At 60.3% G+C, this 17,792-nt stretch carries 25 protein-coding genes; 14 read left to right on the forward strand and 11 right to left on the reverse strand.

Annotation, left to right across the window (positions count from 1 at the left end):
• Nucleotides 1-207 precede the first annotated feature (207 nt).
• Complete coding sequence (locus ACTJK7_RS14345) at nt 208-486, forward strand: Rho-binding antiterminator (RefSeq protein WP_011334663.1); 279 nt, start codon at nt 208-210, stop codon at nt 484-486.
• Nucleotides 487-614: 128 nt separating this feature from the next.
• Here ACTJK7_RS14345 and ACTJK7_RS14350 read toward each other — a convergent pair whose 3' ends face one another.
• Complete coding sequence (locus tag ACTJK7_RS14350) at nt 615-950, reverse strand: hypothetical protein (RefSeq protein ID WP_064379398.1); 336 nt, start codon at nt 948-950, stop codon at nt 615-617.
• A gap of 176 nt (nt 951-1,126) precedes the next feature.
• Between ACTJK7_RS14350 and ACTJK7_RS14355 the strand changes: the two genes are divergently transcribed.
• Nucleotides 1,127-1,366: a hypothetical protein gene (locus tag ACTJK7_RS14355; protein ID WP_007950501.1), complete on the forward strand. Its 240-nt coding sequence runs from the start codon at nt 1,127-1,129 to the stop codon at nt 1,364-1,366.
• A 59-nt stretch (nt 1,367-1,425) separates the two neighbouring features.
• Here the strand turns inward: ACTJK7_RS14355 and ACTJK7_RS14360 are convergent, their stop codons facing one another.
• On the reverse strand, nt 1,426-1,614 hold the full coding sequence (locus tag ACTJK7_RS14360) for a hypothetical protein (protein WP_039766970.1): 189 nt from the start codon (nt 1,612-1,614) through the stop codon (nt 1,426-1,428).
• A 198-nt stretch (nt 1,615-1,812) separates the two neighbouring features.
• Here ACTJK7_RS14360 and ACTJK7_RS14365 point away from each other — a divergent pair, with 198 nt between their 5' ends.
• Nucleotides 1,813-2,175: an NUDIX hydrolase gene (locus ACTJK7_RS14365; RefSeq protein ID WP_108562433.1), complete on the forward strand. Its 363-nt coding sequence runs from the start codon at nt 1,813-1,815 to the stop codon at nt 2,173-2,175.
• A 3-nt stretch (nt 2,176-2,178) separates the two neighbouring features.
• On the opposite strand, the gene ACTJK7_RS14370 is transcribed toward ACTJK7_RS14365, so the two are convergent.
• The 3 genes from ACTJK7_RS14370 to ACTJK7_RS14380 form a co-directional block, all read right to left on the reverse strand.
• Nucleotides 2,179-2,421: a DUF1652 domain-containing protein gene (locus ACTJK7_RS14370; protein WP_011334667.1), complete on the reverse strand. Its 243-nt coding sequence runs from the start codon at nt 2,419-2,421 to the stop codon at nt 2,179-2,181.
• Between the two features lie 121 nt (nt 2,422-2,542).
• Complete coding sequence (locus tag ACTJK7_RS14375) at nt 2,543-3,442, reverse strand: polysaccharide deacetylase family protein (RefSeq protein ID WP_108562435.1); 900 nt, start codon at nt 3,440-3,442, stop codon at nt 2,543-2,545.
• 134 nt (nt 3,443-3,576) lie between these two features.
• The gene (locus ACTJK7_RS14380; protein ID WP_108562437.1) at nt 3,577-4,524 is read right to left on the reverse strand and encodes an ABC transporter substrate-binding protein; all 948 of its coding nucleotides are present in this window, start codon (nt 4,522-4,524) and stop codon (nt 3,577-3,579) included.
• A gap of 293 nt (nt 4,525-4,817) precedes the next feature.
• On the opposite strand from ACTJK7_RS14380, the gene ACTJK7_RS14385 reads away from it, so the two are divergent.
• The 4 genes from ACTJK7_RS14385 (at nt 4,818) to ACTJK7_RS14400 (ending at nt 7,975) form a co-directional block, all read left to right on the forward strand.
• Nucleotides 4,818-5,804, forward strand: coding sequence for an aliphatic sulfonate ABC transporter substrate-binding protein (locus ACTJK7_RS14385; protein ID WP_108562439.1), 987 nt, complete (start codon nt 4,818-4,820; stop codon nt 5,802-5,804).
• A 61-nt stretch (nt 5,805-5,865) separates the two neighbouring features.
• Nucleotides 5,866-6,705 carry an ABC transporter permease gene (locus tag ACTJK7_RS14390; protein WP_108562441.1) on the forward strand — a complete coding sequence of 280 codons (840 nt, stop codon included), beginning with the start codon at nt 5,866-5,868 and terminating at the stop codon, nt 6,703-6,705.
• A 49-nt stretch (nt 6,706-6,754) separates the two neighbouring features.
• Nucleotides 6,755-7,435, forward strand: a complete 681-nt coding sequence (locus tag ACTJK7_RS14395) for an SOS response-associated peptidase (RefSeq protein WP_108562443.1) — start codon at nt 6,755-6,757, stop codon at nt 7,433-7,435.
• A 267-nt stretch (nt 7,436-7,702) separates the two neighbouring features.
• Nucleotides 7,703-7,975: a hypothetical protein gene (locus ACTJK7_RS14400; RefSeq protein ID WP_440780075.1), complete on the forward strand. Its 273-nt coding sequence runs from the start codon at nt 7,703-7,705 to the stop codon at nt 7,973-7,975.
• A 45-nt stretch (nt 7,976-8,020) separates the two neighbouring features.
• On the opposite strand, the gene ACTJK7_RS14405 is transcribed toward ACTJK7_RS14400, so the two are convergent.
• From ACTJK7_RS14405 to ACTJK7_RS14415, 3 genes are read right to left on the reverse strand one after another with little or no spacing between them, the layout of a single operon-like run.
• Nucleotides 8,021-8,167, reverse strand: coding sequence for a hypothetical protein (locus ACTJK7_RS14405; RefSeq protein ID WP_197867714.1), 147 nt, complete (start codon nt 8,165-8,167; stop codon nt 8,021-8,023).
• Nucleotides 8,168-8,207: 40 nt separating this feature from the next.
• Nucleotides 8,208-8,519, reverse strand: a complete 312-nt coding sequence (locus ACTJK7_RS14410) for an AzlD domain-containing protein (RefSeq protein ID WP_199913032.1) — start codon at nt 8,517-8,519, stop codon at nt 8,208-8,210.
• Nucleotides 8,519-9,217 (reverse strand): AzlC family ABC transporter permease, encoded by a 699-nt coding sequence (locus ACTJK7_RS14415; RefSeq protein ID WP_011334675.1) that lies wholly within the window; start codon nt 9,215-9,217, stop codon nt 8,519-8,521. The genes ACTJK7_RS14410 and ACTJK7_RS14415 overlap by 1 nt, the downstream gene beginning before the upstream one ends.
• 155 nt (nt 9,218-9,372) lie before the next feature.
• Here ACTJK7_RS14415 and ACTJK7_RS14420 point away from each other — a divergent pair, with 155 nt between their 5' ends.
• Nucleotides 9,373-9,759: a DUF2784 domain-containing protein gene (locus ACTJK7_RS14420; RefSeq protein WP_108562447.1), complete on the forward strand. Its 387-nt coding sequence runs from the start codon at nt 9,373-9,375 to the stop codon at nt 9,757-9,759.
• Here ACTJK7_RS14420 and ACTJK7_RS14425 read toward each other — a convergent pair.
• Nucleotides 9,756-10,277, reverse strand: a complete 522-nt coding sequence (locus ACTJK7_RS14425; protein ID WP_108562449.1) for a DUF3087 domain-containing protein — start codon at nt 10,275-10,277, stop codon at nt 9,756-9,758. The genes ACTJK7_RS14420 and ACTJK7_RS14425 overlap by 4 nt on opposite strands.
• Nucleotides 10,278-10,487: 210 nt before the next feature.
• Between ACTJK7_RS14425 and ppnN the strand changes: the two genes are divergently transcribed.
• The 5 genes from ppnN (at nt 10,488) to ACTJK7_RS14450 (ending at nt 14,497) form a co-directional block, all read left to right on the forward strand.
• Nucleotides 10,488-11,861 (forward strand): nucleotide 5'-monophosphate nucleosidase PpnN, encoded by a 1,374-nt coding sequence (gene ppnN, locus ACTJK7_RS14430; RefSeq protein WP_007950520.1) that lies wholly within the window; start codon nt 10,488-10,490, stop codon nt 11,859-11,861.
• A gap of 156 nt (nt 11,862-12,017) precedes the next feature.
• A complete protein-coding gene (locus ACTJK7_RS14435) occupies nt 12,018-12,755 on the forward strand; it encodes a response regulator (protein ID WP_011334678.1) in 738 nt (245 codons plus the stop codon).
• Between the two features lie 152 nt (nt 12,756-12,907).
• On the forward strand, nt 12,908-13,240 hold the full coding sequence (locus tag ACTJK7_RS14440) for a hypothetical protein (protein WP_085654222.1): 333 nt from the start codon (nt 12,908-12,910) through the stop codon (nt 13,238-13,240).
• A 162-nt stretch (nt 13,241-13,402) separates the two neighbouring features.
• The gene (locus ACTJK7_RS14445) at nt 13,403-14,137 is read left to right on the forward strand and encodes a substrate-binding periplasmic protein (protein WP_440780072.1); all 735 of its coding nucleotides are present in this window, start codon (nt 13,403-13,405) and stop codon (nt 14,135-14,137) included.
• 108 nt (nt 14,138-14,245) lie between these two features.
• Entirely contained in the window at nt 14,246-14,497 is a 252-nt protein-coding gene (locus ACTJK7_RS14450; protein WP_064379419.1) for a hypothetical protein, read from the forward strand.
• A 63-nt stretch (nt 14,498-14,560) separates the two neighbouring features.
• Here the strand turns inward: ACTJK7_RS14450 and ACTJK7_RS14455 are convergent, their stop codons facing one another.
• Nucleotides 14,561-15,976 carry an FAD/NAD(P)-binding protein gene (locus ACTJK7_RS14455; protein WP_440780070.1) on the reverse strand — a complete coding sequence of 472 codons (1,416 nt, stop codon included), beginning with the start codon at nt 15,974-15,976 and terminating at the stop codon, nt 14,561-14,563.
• Nucleotides 15,977-16,100: 124 nt separating this feature from the next.
• Nucleotides 16,101-16,664, reverse strand: a complete 564-nt coding sequence (locus tag ACTJK7_RS14460; protein ID WP_085654225.1) for a helix-turn-helix domain-containing protein — start codon at nt 16,662-16,664, stop codon at nt 16,101-16,103.
• An 85-nt stretch (nt 16,665-16,749) separates the two neighbouring features.
• On the opposite strand from ACTJK7_RS14460, the gene ACTJK7_RS14465 reads away from it, so the two are divergent.
• Nucleotides 16,750-17,688, forward strand: coding sequence for a DMT family transporter (locus ACTJK7_RS14465; protein WP_064379424.1), 939 nt, complete (start codon nt 16,750-16,752; stop codon nt 17,686-17,688).
• Nucleotides 17,689-17,792 lie beyond the last annotated feature (104 nt).

The raw sequence follows: 17,792 nt of genomic DNA on the forward strand, positions 1-17,792 counted from the left end.
CTAAAACAGCGATGCCGGCCCGTAATGAGCCGGCATTCAAAGCCTAGTGCACGCGGGAGAAACGCTCGCGATCATCTGTCACCGCGCATTACATATCCTGCAGAATTCGATCCACGCCCTTCTCTGCCGCCATCAGCACCGCCGCATGAGGGTTGATGCACGACCTGGATCGTTTCATCATCGCGAAAGGTTTCGAGGAGTGACGCCATGACCCGTTATCAGCCATTGAATTGTGACCTTTACGACTACCTGGAAATCGCTTGCCTGCGCGGCTATCAGCTCGACATCGAGTTGATCGACGGTCAGCGGCTGATGGCCAAAGCCGTGACCACGCGAACCAGCAGTGACAAAGAAGAATTCCTGGTGATCGAGCAACAAGCCGCGCAACAGGAAATTCGCCTCGACCAACTGCTTGCCATCACGCCTCAGGAGACCAACGCCGAGTTCGGTCGGGTGATCCTTGCCGAAGGGGTTTGCGCAATCTGAAAAAAAATCCCGCTCGGAATCAACCGGCGGGATTTTTTTGTGACACGTCGCTTTACGCGACGACGGGAATCACCGGATCCGCAGCAGCCAGCGCAATCGCACGGTCAGCCGCTGGCCGGTTTGTGACCTTACAGACAGTCGCGCACCGCTTTGCGCAAAGACCCGGACTTCGCCCACGGCGGCCCCTGATACAGGGAAACGCGGCTGCCGTCCTTGTACTTGACCACATCGAGAATCTCGTCGGCGGTGACGATGCTCGGCGCAGTGATCCGGTAGCCATTGGAAATTGCTGCCTGGGACGTCCTGGCAACGTCCTGCTGCCACAGCGGCAATACACACGCGGCGTAGTCTTTGGGAGCCTTACCGCTGATCTTGCTGACATTCGGCTCGCCCGGCACCAGTGAAGCAGGCAACGAACAACCGGCCAATGCCGCCATCAGCATCCCCCCGATCAACATCCGCATGGTAATTCCTTCATCTGAAAAAACGCGAATGTACCCTGTAACTGTTCAGACATCCATCGTAGCGCTCGGCCTGTATTCCTCGTAAACCGGACTAATCAGCTCACCGACAGATGACCTTGCCCCACTCCCAAAAAATGCAGCTACTCTGTTTTACCGAGAATGTTCCGGAGGTGATCATGCGGCTCAATGAATACGAACACGAACTTCAGCGTGACCTGCAAAGCGTGGCATCGGACCTGAGATGGTCGGCGGTGGACCTCAAGCGCATTGCCGAGCAACTGCGCCAGTCAGGCAATGAAGCGGACGCCCAGGCGGTGCTCAGATCCTGCGAGGTGCTGCAAAGCGATGAGGAACGCCTGCAACTGTATGCCCGGGAAGTGAAAGCCCGCGCCATCAGCCGAACCAAAGTCCACTGAAACCCACCCGGTCCACAACAAAAAGCCCCGGACATCCGGGGCTTTTTCTCCACAGGCCTTCAGCCTGTCTTGCGACCGCGTACACGGCTCTTGTACCCCGGCAGCGCAGCGGCATACGCCAGCGCTTCCTCGCGACTGGCAAACGAAGCGAGCCGGTCACCCTGCGTGCAGACTCGCCAAGGGCCATTGTTGACGCTGAGTACGTCGTAGCCATTCATGTGCATTTTGTTCAGCATCGCCATGCTCATAGGCACCTCCTGTCTCTGTAACGAACTTTTGCACCTTACACCCGCAGCGCTTCATCGTGCCGACCGGACGTCGCACCATAGCAGCGTCAAGTCTCCGGCACTTTTGCCCCTGCCAGGCACTCAGAAGCTCTAAACCGGCAGCGGCCCAAATATTGCTAATTCATGACAGATTTATGACAAACGGCAATCGGGTAACACATGAAAGTAAGAGCAACCGTCATCTGCGAGCAGGATCGGCATATTCTCCTGGTGCGCAAACCCAGATGCCGCTGGACACTGCCGGGGGGCACCGTCGAGCCGGGAGAAACCCGCGAGCAAGCCGCCGCCCGCGAACTCCAGGAAGAAACCGGGCTCAGCACCGATCAGTTGTTGTACCTGATGGAGTTGCAGAACGGCACCACACGCCACCACGTTTACGAGGCGTCGGTGCTGAACATTGATCAGGTTCGCCCGTTGAATGAGATTGTCGACTGTATCTGGCACCCGCTGGATGCGGTGCAGAACCTGAACGTCAGTGACGCCACGCTGAGCATCGTCCGCGCCTTTCAGCGGCGTCTTTGACCGTCAGCCGGCGAACGCCCGGCGTCCGGCGCTCATTTCCGTGCGTAGCTCGCCAATGAAATTGGAGATGTCACGAATGGTGACCAGATGCTCCGGGGAAACCCCGTTGAGCAACAGCTCGACACGCCCGCTGTCGGGTTCGTAAACCTTGATCTGCAAGAGTCCCTGCGCCGTTTCGGTGCAATCGCAATACAGCGGCGAGAAGCCGGATTCGACGATGCGGCAAATGTCGGCAATGGCAATCATGGGGGCACGCCTCACAGGCGTTGGCTCGGGCAACCCGATGAGCATAGATGAGCTTTTATCGCCCCGCTTGCGCCGACACCTGCAGAATTTGCCAACCGCTTCACATTTCACATCGCCGCACTCAGTGGGCGTCATGGTCCCAGATCCAGTTCCAGATCCCTGGCAGGTTCACCGGTTTCGACGACTCACGCACGGTGCGCGCCAATGCGGCTTTTTCCAATGTCGCGCGATCATCATAGAACGGTTTTTCTGCCAGTCGCACGCCGGTGGCAGCGGCGCTGTCGAGCAGAATCTGCAAGTACTCGCGGGTGTGGCGGGCGGTGTAGCGGTTGAGGTCATGGAAGGTCACCACCACCGGAATCACCCCGTCCACCGTTGGCAGTTCACCGAGGGCAATCCGTTCGCGGACTTCCGATAGCTGACGCAGCATGTTCGCCCGCCGCCGGGGACTGGCGTTGAAGCCCCAGATCTTGCCGTCATTGGCGCTCAGATCGGTCAGCAACACCTGCATATGGTGCTGCTGATAAGCGGCGAAGGTGCGTTTGTCGTAGTTCCAGAATGGCGGGCGCAATAATGTCGGCGGCGCGCCGGTGATCGCCGCGATGTCCGCCGAGCCGTTGGTCAATGAGGTTTCGAGCTCATCCGGGTCGAGCAATCGATGATTGGTGTGCCAATGGGTGGCGGTGTGAAATCCCAGAATGTGTCCTTCATCGTACTCGCGACGCATGACCCGCCGGCCGATCTCGCTATTGCCCGCTCGGGGCGCGCGGGTCTGGACGAAAAACACCGCTTTGATCCCCGGCTCCAGCGGGTTGTCCTTGAGGCTGTCGAGCACGGTTTCGGTGGGATTGAAAAAACTCGAAGCGCTGGGCCCGTCATCAAAGGTCAACAGAAACCGCACAGGCGCCTGGGCCTTGAGCCGGGTCTCGGTCTGCGCGGTCATTTCGATGGGAGCGGCGATGCACCCGGCCAGCCCGACGACCACCGCCATCGCGCAGAAAAGCTTGAACCACTGTGTCATGTTTTGCCTTGCGCCCGACCCTTGCGGTCATGTTGTCGATTGGCAAAACTCCTTCGCCGCTGCTGCCTCCCTGCGACCCAATGAGATGGGCCGAGGTTGGATAAAGATACACAGGGTTTGGTTCCGGCGCTCGCTCAGCGTGCCAGCGCCTGTTGAAACGAGCTGTCGATGATCCCGGCCGTAGCCAACGGAGCCGGCAGCGCCTTGACCTTGAACAGGAAGTCGGCCGTGCTTTGCAGATCGGCGGCGGCCTGCTGATCCACCGGGCCGACCGTCATGTGCGCCTGGCGCAACCAGTGCCGCGAAACCTGTTGATCGAGGTTGGCTTTCTTCGCCCAAAGGTCGGCGTATTCGTCAGTGTGATTGTCGACCCAGGCCCGGGCCTGCTTCAGGCGTCCGAGGAAATCGGCGATCGCTTCACGCTTGCTGTCGATGGACGGCGCGGATGCCGCAATCGCACTCAGGCCCGGCATCAGGTTTTTCGCCGTGAGAATAGGTCGCGCACCGGAGAAAACGATCTGCTGGGAAATGTACGGCTCCCAGACCGGGAACGCATCGATGCTGCCTTGCGGTAGCGCCGCCGCTGCATCGATCGGCATCAGCTTGACGAAGTCGACGTAATTTTCCGGCAAACCGCCCTGCTCCAGCGCCCGCAAGGTCAACTGCTGACTCCAGGCACCCGGCCAGTAGGCGACTTTCTTGCCCTTCAGATCCTCGATGGTTTTTACCGGAGAATCCTTGGGCACCAACAGGGCGATGGTGTCCGGGTTCTGCCGCGATACACCGATCAGTTTCACCGGCGCCTGTTTGGCGGCCAGAAACAGAAATCCCGAATCCCCCAGAAAGCCCAGATCCAGCGACCCGGTCTGCAACGCTTCGGCCAACGGAGCAGCGGCCTGGAAGTGTTTCCAGTCGACCGTGTAAGGAGCGTCCTTCAATACGCCGGACGCTTCTATGGACGCGCGGATGTTGTAGTAATTCTGGTCACCGACGTGCAGGACCAAGGGTTCGGCAGCGTAGGTCAATGGCGTGGCAAACAGTGCGCTGGTCAACGCGGCGCGTAGGAAACGTGAGAGCTTCATGGCGAGTCCTGCAGAAGGGATTTTTATAGACCATAACGCTCTTACAAATCAGATTTGAAATTCTATTAGCGCATAAGCTCAGCACCTTCCCGTTGCACTGTTGGCCGAGCAACAGTGGCTCGGCACAGTGTTTTCCCTGCAACACTTCAAACCTGTAAAACCGGCATTAAACCCCGTAAATAAGGGACAACGCGCACATGGCACAGAGCCTGCAATATTCCATTCATGCAGGAAGCATTCGATAAAAATATCTTTTTGGACATAAGAATCTGTTGCCTTGCCGGAGCGTGCCCATGAAATCCCTCTTACCGTTTTCCCGCGTCAAAACGCTGCTCGCGGCCTGCGCAGTAGCCCTGAGCCTGCAACCGCTCGCCCACGCTGCCGAAGCGCCGCCGGCCGAAGTGCATCTGGATTACGCCTATTACTCGCCGGTCAGCCTGGCGCTCAAACATCTGGGCTACCTGGAAAAAGCCCTGCCCCAGAGCAAAGTCAGCTGGGTGCTGAGCCAGGGCAGCAACCGCTCGCTGGAATACCTGAACAGCGGCGGCGTAGATTTCGCCTCTTCGGCCAGCCTCGCCGCCGTGCTCAGCCGCGCCAATGGCAGCCCGATCAAATCGGTCTACGTCTACAGCCGCGCCGAGTGGACCGCTCTGGTGGTGCGCAAGGACTCGCCGATCCAGTCTGTCGCCGACCTCAAGGGCAAGAAAATCGCCGCCACCAAGGGGACCGATCCGTATCTGTTCACCCTGCGCACCCTGCAACAGGCCGGGCTGAAAAAGGACGACGTGGAACTGGTGCACCTGCAACACCCGGACGGCCGCACCGCGCTGGAGAAAGGCGATGTCGACGCCTGGGCCGGCCTCGATCCGCACATGGCCGCCAGTCAGGTTCAGGCCGGTTCGCGCCTGCTGTACCGCAATCGCGACTTCAACAGCTACGGCGTGGTCAGCGTCACCGAGCAATACGCCAAGCAACACCCGCAAACCATCGACACCGTGATCAAGGCCTATGAGCAGGCCCGCGAATGGTCGGTGAAGAACCCCGACGAATTGGCAAAGTTGCTCGCCAGCGAATCCGGCCTGCCGCTGGATGTGGCCAAACTGCAACTGTCGCGCACCGACCTGAGCAGCCCACAACTGACTGCCAAGGATGTGCTGGCCTCGAAAGCCGCCGCGCCGATTCTGGTCTCCGAAGAACTGGTGCGCCGTGGGGTGAATGTCGATCAGGTCATCGATCAGTTGATTGACACCGGTTTCCAGCAAGTCGCCGCCGCCCAGTAACCGATCAGGCCCATGACAAGTCCGCGCCCGTCGCGGATTTGTCGTGAGCGGAGAACCGTCCATGAGCAACGACTTGCCCGCCCGCCTCGCCTTGTCGGCACCACGGCGAAAACTCCCACTGTTGCATCCGCTCTGGCGCCGGCGCCTCAAAGGCCTGGCCCTGCCACTGCTGATCGTGATCGCCCTGGAATTCATCGTACGCATCGGCTGGCTGCCGTCCTACCAGATGCCGGCGCCGAGCGAGATTGCCCTGACCCTCACCGACCTGGCCGAAGGCGCCTTGTGGAAACACATCGGCGCCAGCCTTATTCGCGTGCTGCTGGGGTTTGCCATCGGCGCGAGCCTGGCGCTGGTGTTTGCCGCGTGGGTCGGTCTCAGCCGCGAAGCCGAGGCTTATCTGGAACCGACTTTCGCCGCGCTGCGTTCGATTCCCAGCCTGGCCTGGGTGCCGTTGTTGCTGCTGTGGCTGGGGATCGACGAGACCTCGAAAATCGTCCTGATTGCCATCGGCGCGTTCTTCCCGGTGTACGTCAACGTAGTTGCGGCGATCCGCAACATCGACCGCAAACTGGTGGAAGTCGGGCACATCTACGGCTTCAGCCCACTGCAACTGGTGCGACGGATTCTGCTGCCTGCCGCCCTGCCCGGCCTGTTCACCGGATTGCGCAGCGGCATGAGCCTGGCGTGGATGTTTCTGGTGGCGGCCGAACTGATCGCCGCAACCAAAGGGCTGGGTTACCTGCTCAGTGACGGTCGCGAAACGTCGCGGCCGGACATCGTGCTCGCCGCGATCATCGTTCTGGCGCTGCTCGGCAAACTCAGCGACGGATTGCTCGCCGTTCTGGAGCGCCGCTGGCTGGTCTGGCGCGACGCGTTCACCGGCCAGGGCAGCAAGGAGTGAACCGGGCAACTAAGCTCAAATCTTCAGGCAGCTGCCGGAGGGTCGGCCGATGTGCGGAAGACTGTCGCAATACCGGCGCATCCACGATTTCGTCGCGGTGCTGAGCATTCCCGATGCGCTGATCAATCACGTAGGTGACGCACCGCTGGCGCATTACAACGCCGCGCCCACGACCTCACTGGCGATCCTCCATCAGCACCAACAACGGCTGTACGCCGACAACTTGCGCTGGTGCTGGCGCCCGCACTGGGCCAAGGATCGCGCCGCGCCGATCAACGCGCGAGTGGAAAAAGTCGCCCACGGGCCGTTTTTTCGCGCGATCTGGCGCCATCGGTTGATCGTACCGGTCGACAACTGGTTCGAATGGGTCGATGCACCCGACAAAGGCCGACAGCCCTGGCTGATTCGTCGGGCTGATCATCAGCCGGTTTTCTGCGCCGCCATCGGCCAGTTTCCGGCACCCGGCGAACCTGCGCGGGATGACGACGGCTTTGTGATCATTACCGCCAACAGCGAAGGTGGCCTGCTCGATGTGCATGACCGGCGCCCGATCGTGCTGCGCGCTGATCGGGTGCAGGAATGGCTCGATCCCGCCACACCGACCGAGCGCGCCGAACAGATGCTGCTGTTTGAAGCCGAACCCAGCGAAGCGTTCCACTGGCACAAAGTCGGCAAAGCGGTGGGCAACTCCCGCAATCAGGGTGCGGAATTGATTGAAGCCGTACCGTAAATAAATGTCGACGCGATGCGTTATCAAAAGCAGGAATTCAGCAATCGAATCCTGCGTGTTACACGCGGTGTTTCAAACGCGAAACATTCAACATAAACAGTCGTTTGATTGAACTAACCGCCCGTCTGACATTTCAACCGTCATACATACATTTACAAACACTACGGATAGCATGCGCGCCGCATTTCCTTTTGGCATACCAGTTGACCAAAGAGTCAGCAAAACCAGGAATCCCCCACAAACTTACAAGCCTTGCAGAGAATTAAGTTGCGCGACGATTTTGCAATCAAACAGGTCACAGGCCTGGAGTGTATTCATCTGTCCACGACAGAACGCTTTCAACTCGACTGTTTTATCGGCCACTACATCAAGACTCGAAACCTGCGTGACGTACCCGAGATCGACCGCATCCTGCGCGCTACCCTCGAAAGCTATCCCTGCCACCCGCCGGTGATGGTCAACGAGTTGAATGCCTGGATCGACAAGACTTTGGGTTATCGGGCCGCCCACCCCGATTTCACGCAGCTGGACGATCTTTGATGAACGAAAAAGCCCCGCAATCGCGGGGCTTTTTCGTTGTGGCGTTCAGGGTTTCAGCGGGCGTTCCCGATCGCGGTCGGACAACTCGCGGCTGTCGTCATGCTTCCAGGTCTGCTCTTTGTGTTTCTCGCGCTCGATTTCTTCTTCACTCGGTTCATCATTTTCATCAGGACGTTTCTGCTCGGTTGCCATGTTCGCCTCGCTAATGAAATTCATTCCTTAAGCGTAGAACTTAAAGCCACCAGCGCAATAAAAAGAAGAACGTCATGCTCAACAGCATGCTGAGCAACGTGTTGCGCGTGTAAATCACCAGTGCGATTGCCACTAACGAACTCAGCAGATAAGGGTTATCCCACTGCAGATTCAGTTGTTTGTCCGGCATGAACACAATCGGCCCGCAAATCGCGGTCAACATGCCCGGCACGGCAAAACCGAGAAATTGCCGCGCGTTGCTGCTCAAGCGCACTGGCAAGCGTGGCTCAAGAAACACGTAGCGGTTGAGGAACACCAGAATCCCCATGCCGATAATCACTGCCCAGACCATCATGTGCGCTCCCGATACAGCTTGTTGCAGATAAACCCGGCGGTCATGCCGGCCAGCCCCGACAACACCAGCGCCGAACCCCATTGCCAGTAACTGAACAAAACCGAGCAGAACAATGACACCGCCACGCAGACCACCGTCGGCACATTGCGCACCACCGGGGTGATCAGGGCGATGAAGGTGGCGGCAATCGAGAAGTCCAGCCCCAGGTGTTCCAGTCCCGGAATACTGCTGCCGAGCACGATGCCGGCCAGGGTGAAGAGATTCCAGGCGATGTAGAACGTCAGGCCGACGCCCAGGGCGTACCAGCGGTTGAACTGCTGGCGGTCGTGTTGACTGGTCAGGGCGAACAGTTCATCGGTGAGCAAAAAGCCCAGGCCGATGCGCCAGCGACCCGGCAACGGCGAAATCACATGGCGCATACTCATGCCGTAAAGCAAATGTTGCGAAGTCAGCAGCAGCGTGGTCAGCAGGATCGAGAAAATCCCCGCGCCGCCCTTGAGCATGCCGATCGCCACCAGTTGCGCAGCACCGGCGAACACGATGCTCGACAGGCCCTGCCCTTGCAGCGGCGTGAGGTTGGCTTCAATCGCCATGGAGCCGGCCAGCAGCCCCCAGGGTGCGGTGGCCAGCGATAACGGCATGATCGCCGCGGCTCCGCGAAGAAAGGCACTGCGCGGCATTGATGAGTCAGACATAACACGCTTCAACCGTGAGACAAGGCCCCGGACTCTGCCAGCAAATGCCCGTTGGTGGCTTGAACAATCTTGCGCAGTTGGCGCAAATCCTTCCTTCGGTCAGTCGTTTACCGGCGTAACATGGCGACCATTCACACACGCGTCAGGGAGACGACATGCTGTATCGAATAGCCGCCGACGGGCTGGTGCTGTTTCATTTGCTGTTCATTCTGTTCGTGCTGTTCGGCGGACTGCTGGTGCTCAAGTGGCCAAGACTGATCTGGCTGCATTTGCCAGCGGCGGCCTGGGGCGTGGCGGTCGAGGTGTTGCACCTGACCTGTCCGCTGACCTATTGGGAAAATCTGATGCGTCACGCTGCCGGGCAGACCGAATACGCCGGCGGGTTCATCGAACATTACGTCTGGCCGATCATCTACCCGACCGGGTTGACGCCACAGATTCAGCTGGTGCTGGGCAGCGTGGTGCTGGTGGTCAACCTGCTGGTCTACGGGCGCCTGATCCGCCGTTGGAAACTGCGGCGCGCCGCGCGCATTCCGTTTTAACGCGCTTTTAAGGTTTCCAGCCAGGCCGGATCGAGGCGCTTCTGATCGGTGTCCAGACCGAGCGCCTCCATCCGCGACTTGTGCGTTTCGACTTCCCGGTCCAATTGCGCGTGATCGCTGGAATTGCCGTCCAGTTCATGCATCTGGGTCAGGCCCAGGTGATAAAACCGCAGCACCTTCATCGCCACCGGATCACCCTTCTCCACCGCAGCCATCACCTGATGCATGACGTTGGTGACGCTCATCAGGCTGCGCTTGAGCCGCCAGCCGTACACCGCCGGAGCCATCCAGGTCTGGTTCCAGAAACGCCCGCGCAGCAACGCCGCCGTCAGCAAAAATGCGCCAAACACCCCGCCAACATTGAACCGCAGGTTATCCCCGCCCGGCTCGCCGAACAGCGCCACCGCCACAGTCGAAAACACCATCGCCAGCACCAGAAACAGCACCGCGATGATCAGCGTGCTGCGCCGGGTCTGCTGGCGATAAGTGATGGCATCGATCGGTTGAATCTCGAACATCGCGACAGGCTTCCATGGCTTGAGTTAAAAAGAGGCTGCGCATTATCGCCTCTGAGGCGGATTTAGCTATGCTGGAGCGCCTTTTCATCTTTTCTACGTCCAACGGGGACATGGCGATACCACGCAGATCGTGCCATCTTCATTCATGGATACACACTATTCGGATGCCATTGGCCATGCCGGCAATGACATCGTTTTAAGGATCACTGCATGACCCAACGACACGTAATCAATGCCTCGGTCAGCCCGAAAGGCAGTCTCGAAACCCTTTCCCAACGTGAAGTCCAGCAACTGAGCCAGGCCGGAACCGGCAGCACCTACACCCTCTTTCGCCAGTGCGCCCTGGCAATCCTCAATACTGGCGCCCATGTCGACAACGCAAAAACCATTCTTGAAGCCTACAAAGACTTCGAAATCCGCATCCACCAGCAGGATCGCGGTGTGCGCCTGGAACTGCTGAACGCCCCGGCTGACGCCTTCGTCGACGGCGAAATGATCGCCAGCACCCGGGAAATGCTGTTCAGCGCCCTGCGCGACATCGTCTACACCGAAAACGAACTCGATGCCCTGAGCATCGACCTCAGCACCTCCCAGGGCATCAGCGACTACGTCTTCCACCTGCTGCGCAACGCGCGCACCCTGCGTCCGGGCGTCGAGCCGAAAATTGTGGTGTGCTGGGGCGGCCACTCGATCAACACCGAAGAATACAAATACACCAAGAAAGTCGGCCACGAACTGGGCCTGCGCAGTCTCGACATCTGCACCGGCTGCGGCCCTGGCGTGATGAAAGGCCCGATGAAAGGCGCGACCATCGCCCACGCCAAGCAGCGGATTCACGGTGGCCGTTACCTCGGTCTGACCGAGCCAGGCATCATCGCCGCCGAAGCGCCGAACCCGATCGTCAACGAGCTGGTGATCCTGCCGGACATCGAAAAGCGCCTGGAGGCCTTCGTCCGTGTCGGACACGGCATCATCATCTTTCCGGGCGGCGCCGGCACCGCCGAAGAGTTCCTGTACCTGCTGGGCATTCTGATGCACCCAGACAACGCCGGTCTGCCGTTCCCGGTGATCCTGACCGGGCCGAAACATGCCGCGCCGTACCTGGAACAACTCGACGCTTTCGTCACAGCCACCCTCGGCGAAGCAGCGAAAAAGCACTACGAAATCATCATCGACGACCCGGCCGAAGTGGCGCGGCAGATGACAGCGGGCCTCAAGGCCGTGAAGCAATTCCGCCGCGAACGCGCCGACGCGTTCCACTTCAACTGGCTGCTGAAGATCGACGAAGGCTTCCAGCGCCCGTTCGATCCGACCCACGAAAACATGGCCAACCTCAAGCTGCACCGCGACCAGCCACCCCATGAACTGGCGGCCAACCTGCGCCGCGCGTTCTCCGGGATCGTGGCCGGCAACGTCAAGGACAAGGGCATCCGCCTGATCGAGGAACACGGGCCGTACCAGATCCGTGGTGACGCCGCGATCATGCAGCCCCTCGATCTGCTGCTCAAAGCCTTCGTCGCCCAGCACCGGATGAAACTGCCGGGCGGCGCGGCGTATGTGCCGTGCTACCGCGTGGTGTCCTGACCCTCAATGCATAAGCCCTGAAAACCCGTTCTTCAGGGCACCCCATAACACTGTGGGAGCGTGCTTGCTCGCGAAGGGGCCAGCGCATTCAGCATTATTGTTGACTGACAGACCGCTCTCGCGAGCAAGCTCGCTCCCACAAAAAGAGTGTGAACCATGGATCACATCAACCACATCCTGATTGTCGACGATGACCGCGAGATCCGCGAACTGGTCGGCAATTACCTGACAAAAAACGGCCTGCGCAGCACCGTGGTCGCCGATGGCCGCCAGATGCGCAGCTTTCTGGAAGCCAACACGGTCGACCTGATCGTGCTCGACATCATGCTCCCCGGCGATGACGGGCTGGTGCTGTGCCGCGAATTGCGCGCCGGCAAGCACAAGGCGATCCCGATCCTGATGCTCACCGCCCGCGACGACCAGACCGACCGCATCCTCGGCCTGGAAATGGGTGCTGACGATTACCTGACCAAACCCTTCGCCGCCCGCGAACTGCTGGCGCGGATCAACGCCGTGCTGCGCCGTACACGAATGCTGCCGCCCAATCTGCTGATCAGCGAAACCGGGCGCCTGCTCGCGTTCGGCCGCTGGCGCCTGGACACCACCGCCCGCCACCTGCTCGATGAAGACGACACCATGGTTGCCCTCAGCGGCGCCGAATATCGCTTGCTCCGGGTGTTTCTCGATCATCCGCAACGGGTGCTCAGCCGCGATCAGTTGCTGAATTTGACCCAGGGTCGCGATGCCGACCTGTTCGACCGCTCGATTGATTTGCTGGTCAGTCGCCTGCGTCAGCGTCTGCTGGACGACTCCCGCGAGCCGACTTACATCAAGACCGTGCGCAACGAGGGTTATGTGTTCTCCTTCGCCGTGGAGATGCTCGCCGAATCCTGATGGATTTGTATCGCTCTGTATAAATTCGCCGCGCAGATACGTAACCCGTGTTTTCGCGCCGCATCACCACATATCAGCGATACACCCTCGCGTTTGAATGAATCCACCAGAAAGCACTGGCTCACTCATCATCAAACGCAAGGAGAAACACCATGTTCAAGTCCTCGAAATCCCTGGTACTCGCACTCAGCCTGCTCGGTGGCCTGGCCCTGGCCGACCTGGCATCCGCCAGCTCCCAGCCGCTGGTCGCCGAATACGGCTCGGAAAACCTGCAGAAGGATCGCGTTGCCGAAGGTGGCGCGGATCGCTTGCAGGAACTGCGTGAGCGCGTGGCTGAAGGCGGTGCGGACCGTTTGCAGGAGCTGCGTGAGCGCGTCGCCGAGGGTGGTGCAGATCGCTTGCAGGAACTGCGCGAGCGTTCGGCCCGCAGCGTGCTGGTCGCCGAGAACCGTCCCGAGTTCGGTTCCAAGTACCAGCGTTACTGATCGTTTGTACCCGCCGTTGTCGATTCCTGCCGGGGGCGCTCTGCCCCCGCAGCGATCACTACCGATAAGCCTTGTTCTCTGACACAAAAGCCCCGCTGTTTCCCGACGACAGCCGCCATGGCTCGTACTAAGCTGCGCGATTGATTTGTTCAGGGACGATCCATGAAACGTTTTGCCGCCTGTCTGCTGTCCATGCTGGCCCTGACGGCCAACGCGGCGGATTTGCAACTGCTCACCGACAACCACCCGCCCCTGCATTTCATGCAAGGCAATCAGCTCGCAGGATTCGGTGTGGACGTGGTGCAGGCCCTGGCGACCCAGACCGGCGACCGCATCCATCTGCAACAAGTCCCGCTGCTGCGCGCCCTGCGCATGGCCAGCGATACCCCCGACACCGGCGTATTCACCGTGCTGCGTACCGACGAACGCGACGATCGCTATCAATGGGTCGGGCCGCTGATCGAAGTCGAAACCGCGCTGTACGCCCGCGACAATCTCCAGCCTCCCGTGCACAGCCTGCGTGAAGCCGATCATCTGGGCCGGATCACCGTGCCGCGCAAATGGCTGGTCTACAGCTACCTGCAAGGGCAAGACCTGAACAACCTCTACGGCGTGGAAACCCCGGAGCAGATGATGCGGCTGTTCAGCCTGGGGCGTACCGATTTCGTGGTCTCCGATACCTGGTCCAAAGCCGCCCTCGCCCGCGAACAAGGCATGGAGCCGGGACGCTTGCAGTACCAGATCCCGTTGATGAAACAGAACACCTACATTGCCTTTTCGCCGCAGACCGATCCGAAACAGGTCGCCCGCTGGCAGCAGGCGCTGGATACATTGCGGGCCGACGGCCGTCTGGAGAAGCTGCGCCAGCGCTGGCTGAGCAATACCCTACCGCGCTGATCGCGCATCAACACCTTCGATAACAACTATGCGCAAGGGTGTTTTCACATCAAAACCCTCCAGCACTACAGTGGGCCCCATCTTCTCCCCACTCTCTGGAGCAACATCATGAAAGACATCATCGCACTCGGCTTCATTGTTTCCCTGATTGGCGCCACCTCCGCCATCGCTGCCCCACACGCCAGCACTCCAGTTGTCGCGGCTGCAACCATCGGCCAGTCCGGCACCCTGAACGTCGACACCGTCAGCGTCGATGCCGAACACCAAGGCAGTCTCAAACTGCAACAGAACGCCGAACCGACCAAACTGTACGTCGCGGAAAACCGCCCGGAATTCGGTTCCAAATATCAGCGCTACTAAGTGATCGGTTTGAGCTGCCAGAAACAGGAAACCCCGCCGAAGCGGGGTTTCTTGCATTTTGCGTCAGCGCACCAGTCGCGCGGCCAGTGCCTTGGCCTGCGACGCCACATCCGTGACGGCGGTGCTCTCCCACCACATGCCACGCAACGGCGGGCCCATGGCGAACAGGCGGGGCGAAACCCGGCCATCGGCATCCAGCACAGCGCCGTTCACCGCGGCTGCGATGCCCAGCGCCAGCGGCCCCGGACGAACCAGACCGCGCGCCAGCAACTGCTGCGGCAAAGGTCGCGCGACACGGCGCCAGTCGTATTCGATGCCGCTTGAGTTGATCAACGCCGCACCCTGCACCACGCGGGTTTCAGCCTCACCGCGAGGGCGAATGCGGATACCCACGCCGTCGCCCGATACCGGCTCAAGCCCCTTGAAAGACGCCGCATGAATGCGCAATCGTCCTTCCTGGTGCAGACGCTCGACCAGTTCCGCACTCAGCGGCGGCGAACGATGGTGATGACTTTCCCACCACGGCCGCACATGCCGCACGAACTGCCGGCGCTGAACATCGCTGGCCTGGCTCCACAACCGACCGATGTGCGCACGCACGGTGTCCAGCGGCGCCTGCCAGTCGATGCCTTGTGCAATGGCGTCGCGACAATGCCGGCGCAATTCGCGCAACAACTGGCGTGGCGTGCGGATGCTGTGATCCTCGGCGAGGAAGTCCACCCACACGGGCGGTTGCCGACGCACATGGGGCAGCAGCCCGTGCCGGGAAAACACCTCGATCGGCCCGCGATGCCCGGCCTGCTCCAGCGACACCACGGCATCGACCATGGTCAGGCCCGAACCGATGATCAGCACCGTCGAGTGCGGATCGAGCTGGCGCATGGCCGCGACATCCCACGGATCGAGCGCCGCCGCGTTGAGGCCGCTGGATTGTTTTTGCGGGGTACGCGCCGCCGGGAACATCCCGGTCGCCAGCACTGCGAAAGCGCCTTGAAGTTGCTGGCCGTCACTCAAGGTGAGCTGCACGGAATCGCCGCAGTCCTGCAAATCGACCACTTCGGCCCGTACATGCTCGACCGTCGAGCCGTGTTGCGCGCCCACCTGCTGCGCTTCAGTCAGACGCTGCTGCACATACACGCCGAACAGCCCCCGTGGCGGAAACAGTTCGCTGACCGGAACATGTTGCTGATCCGACTCCGGCCAACCGCCACCGGCAATGTGATCAGTAAGCCATTGGGTCAAGTCATCGGCATTGTCCGGGTCAACGCTCATCCGCGCGGCGTTGCCATTGAGCGTGTGGCCAAGTTCCACCGAGCTATACGCTTCGCCCCGACCCAGTTCAGCCCGGGGCTCGATCACCAGAATCTTTCTGCGCCCCGGCAAACGCAGCAATTGCACTGCCAGCATCGTGCCGCTGAGGCCGCCGCCGACAATCAGGATGTCGGCGTGACGGATGGCGGTCGTATCGGTTTGAGTCATGCCGTTCTCGCAACTGAGGATGTGCTCGGGCCAGTGTCATTCAGACGCCGCGAAGGCGTCTAGACGGACGCCATTTTTTTATCATGCGATGCGACTTGCAGCGTGTTTCATTCCGTTGCGACTGTCAGATCACCACATTACGCACGAAACGCGCCGCCACTTCCCCATCATTGCGATAGGCGTGCGGCTGATTACTGGCGAACATGTAGAACTCCCCGGCGGCAATGTGCTGTGGCTGGTCGCCGAGCATCAGAGTCAGGCAGCCCTCGAATACGAAAATCTGCTCGCTCCAGCCTTCGGCGTCCGGCTGCGAGGGATAGACCTCGCCCGGTTGCAGGCACCACTCCCACTGCTCCACCGCGCGAGTGGCATTGGCCTTGGACAGTAAAACGGCTTTGCTGCCGGGGATGCTTCCGACCCAGGCCAGTTCGTTGATACGGCCGGGATCACGATTGTCCGGGGCCTGGATCAGATCGCTGAAGGCCACTTCAAGGGCTTCGGCGACGCGGTCGAGGGTGGTCAGGCTGACATTTTTTTCACCGGCCTCGATGGCCACCAGCATCCGCCGACTGACGCCGGACTTTTCCGCGAGAGCCGTCTGGCTCATGCCGGCGGCATGGCGCAGGCGCCGGACATTCTGGCTGACGTGTTGCAGGACCGAAGCCCGCTGTACGGAATCTCTGTGCACTATATTGCTCACTGACTGGGGCTGGGCAGTATACTGCGCAACATTTGGCGCATTGTGCGTCTCCTCCTTAAAAGTGCGCAAGGTCATGACGTCAGCCAATCCTTCTCAATCTCCCCTGCGGTTTTCCCGGTTCAGCAAAGCCGAGTGCGTGCTGGTGCTGATCACCATGCTTTGGGGCGGCACCTTCCTGCTGGTGCAGCACGCGATGACCGTCAGCGGCCCGATGTTTTTCGTCGGCCTGCGCTTTGCCGCCGCCGCGATCATCGTGGCGCTGTTCTCCTGGAAACACCTACGTGAACTGACCCTGTTCGAACTCAGGGCTGGCGCCTTTATCGGCGTAGCGATCCTGCTCGGTTATGGCTTGCAGACCGTTGGGTTGCAGAGTATCCCAAGCAGTCAGTCGGCGTTCATCACCGCGCTGTACGTGCCGTTCGTGCCACTGCTGCAATGGCTGGTGCTCGGTCGGCGCCCGGGTTTGATGCCGAGCATCGGCATCATGCTGGCGTTTACCGGGCTGATGCTGCTTTCCGGGCCATCCGGGGCTTCGCTGAATTTCAGCCCCGGTGAAATCGCCACGCTGATCAGCGCCATCGCGATAGCGGCCGAAATCATCCTGATCAGCAACTATGCGGGGCAGGTCGATGTGCGCCGGGTAACCGTGGTGCAACTGGCGACGACTTCGGTGCTGTCGTTTTTGATGGTGGTGCCGACCGGCGAGGCGATTCCGGACTTCTCGTGGTTGTTGTTGAGCACCGCCCTGGGCCTCGGCGCGATGAGTGCGGCGATTCAAGTGGCGATGAACTGGGCGCAGAAAAGCGTTTCGCCGACCCGCGCGACCTTGATCTATGCCGGTGAGCCAGTGTGGGCCGGGATCGTTGGACGCATTGCGGGAGAGCGCCTCCCAGCGATTGCATTGGTGGGTGCGGGACTGATCGTGACGGCAGTAATCGTCAGTGAATTGAAGACCAAAGGCAAAGAGACACAAACGGTCACGGAAGAATTGGAACACAAGACCGAAGGCTAAACGGGGGTTTTACGGCTACTTTGTAGGATTCAGAGACATCCTCGCGTTTGGCGATCCGGGAGCTGGCACGTATGATGCTTCACAAACTTCCGCAGATTAGAAGC

Source organism: Pseudomonas sp. 22085, assembly GCF_052045815.1.
Lineage (GTDB): Bacteria > Pseudomonadota > Gammaproteobacteria > Pseudomonadales > Pseudomonadaceae > Aquipseudomonas > Aquipseudomonas glycinae.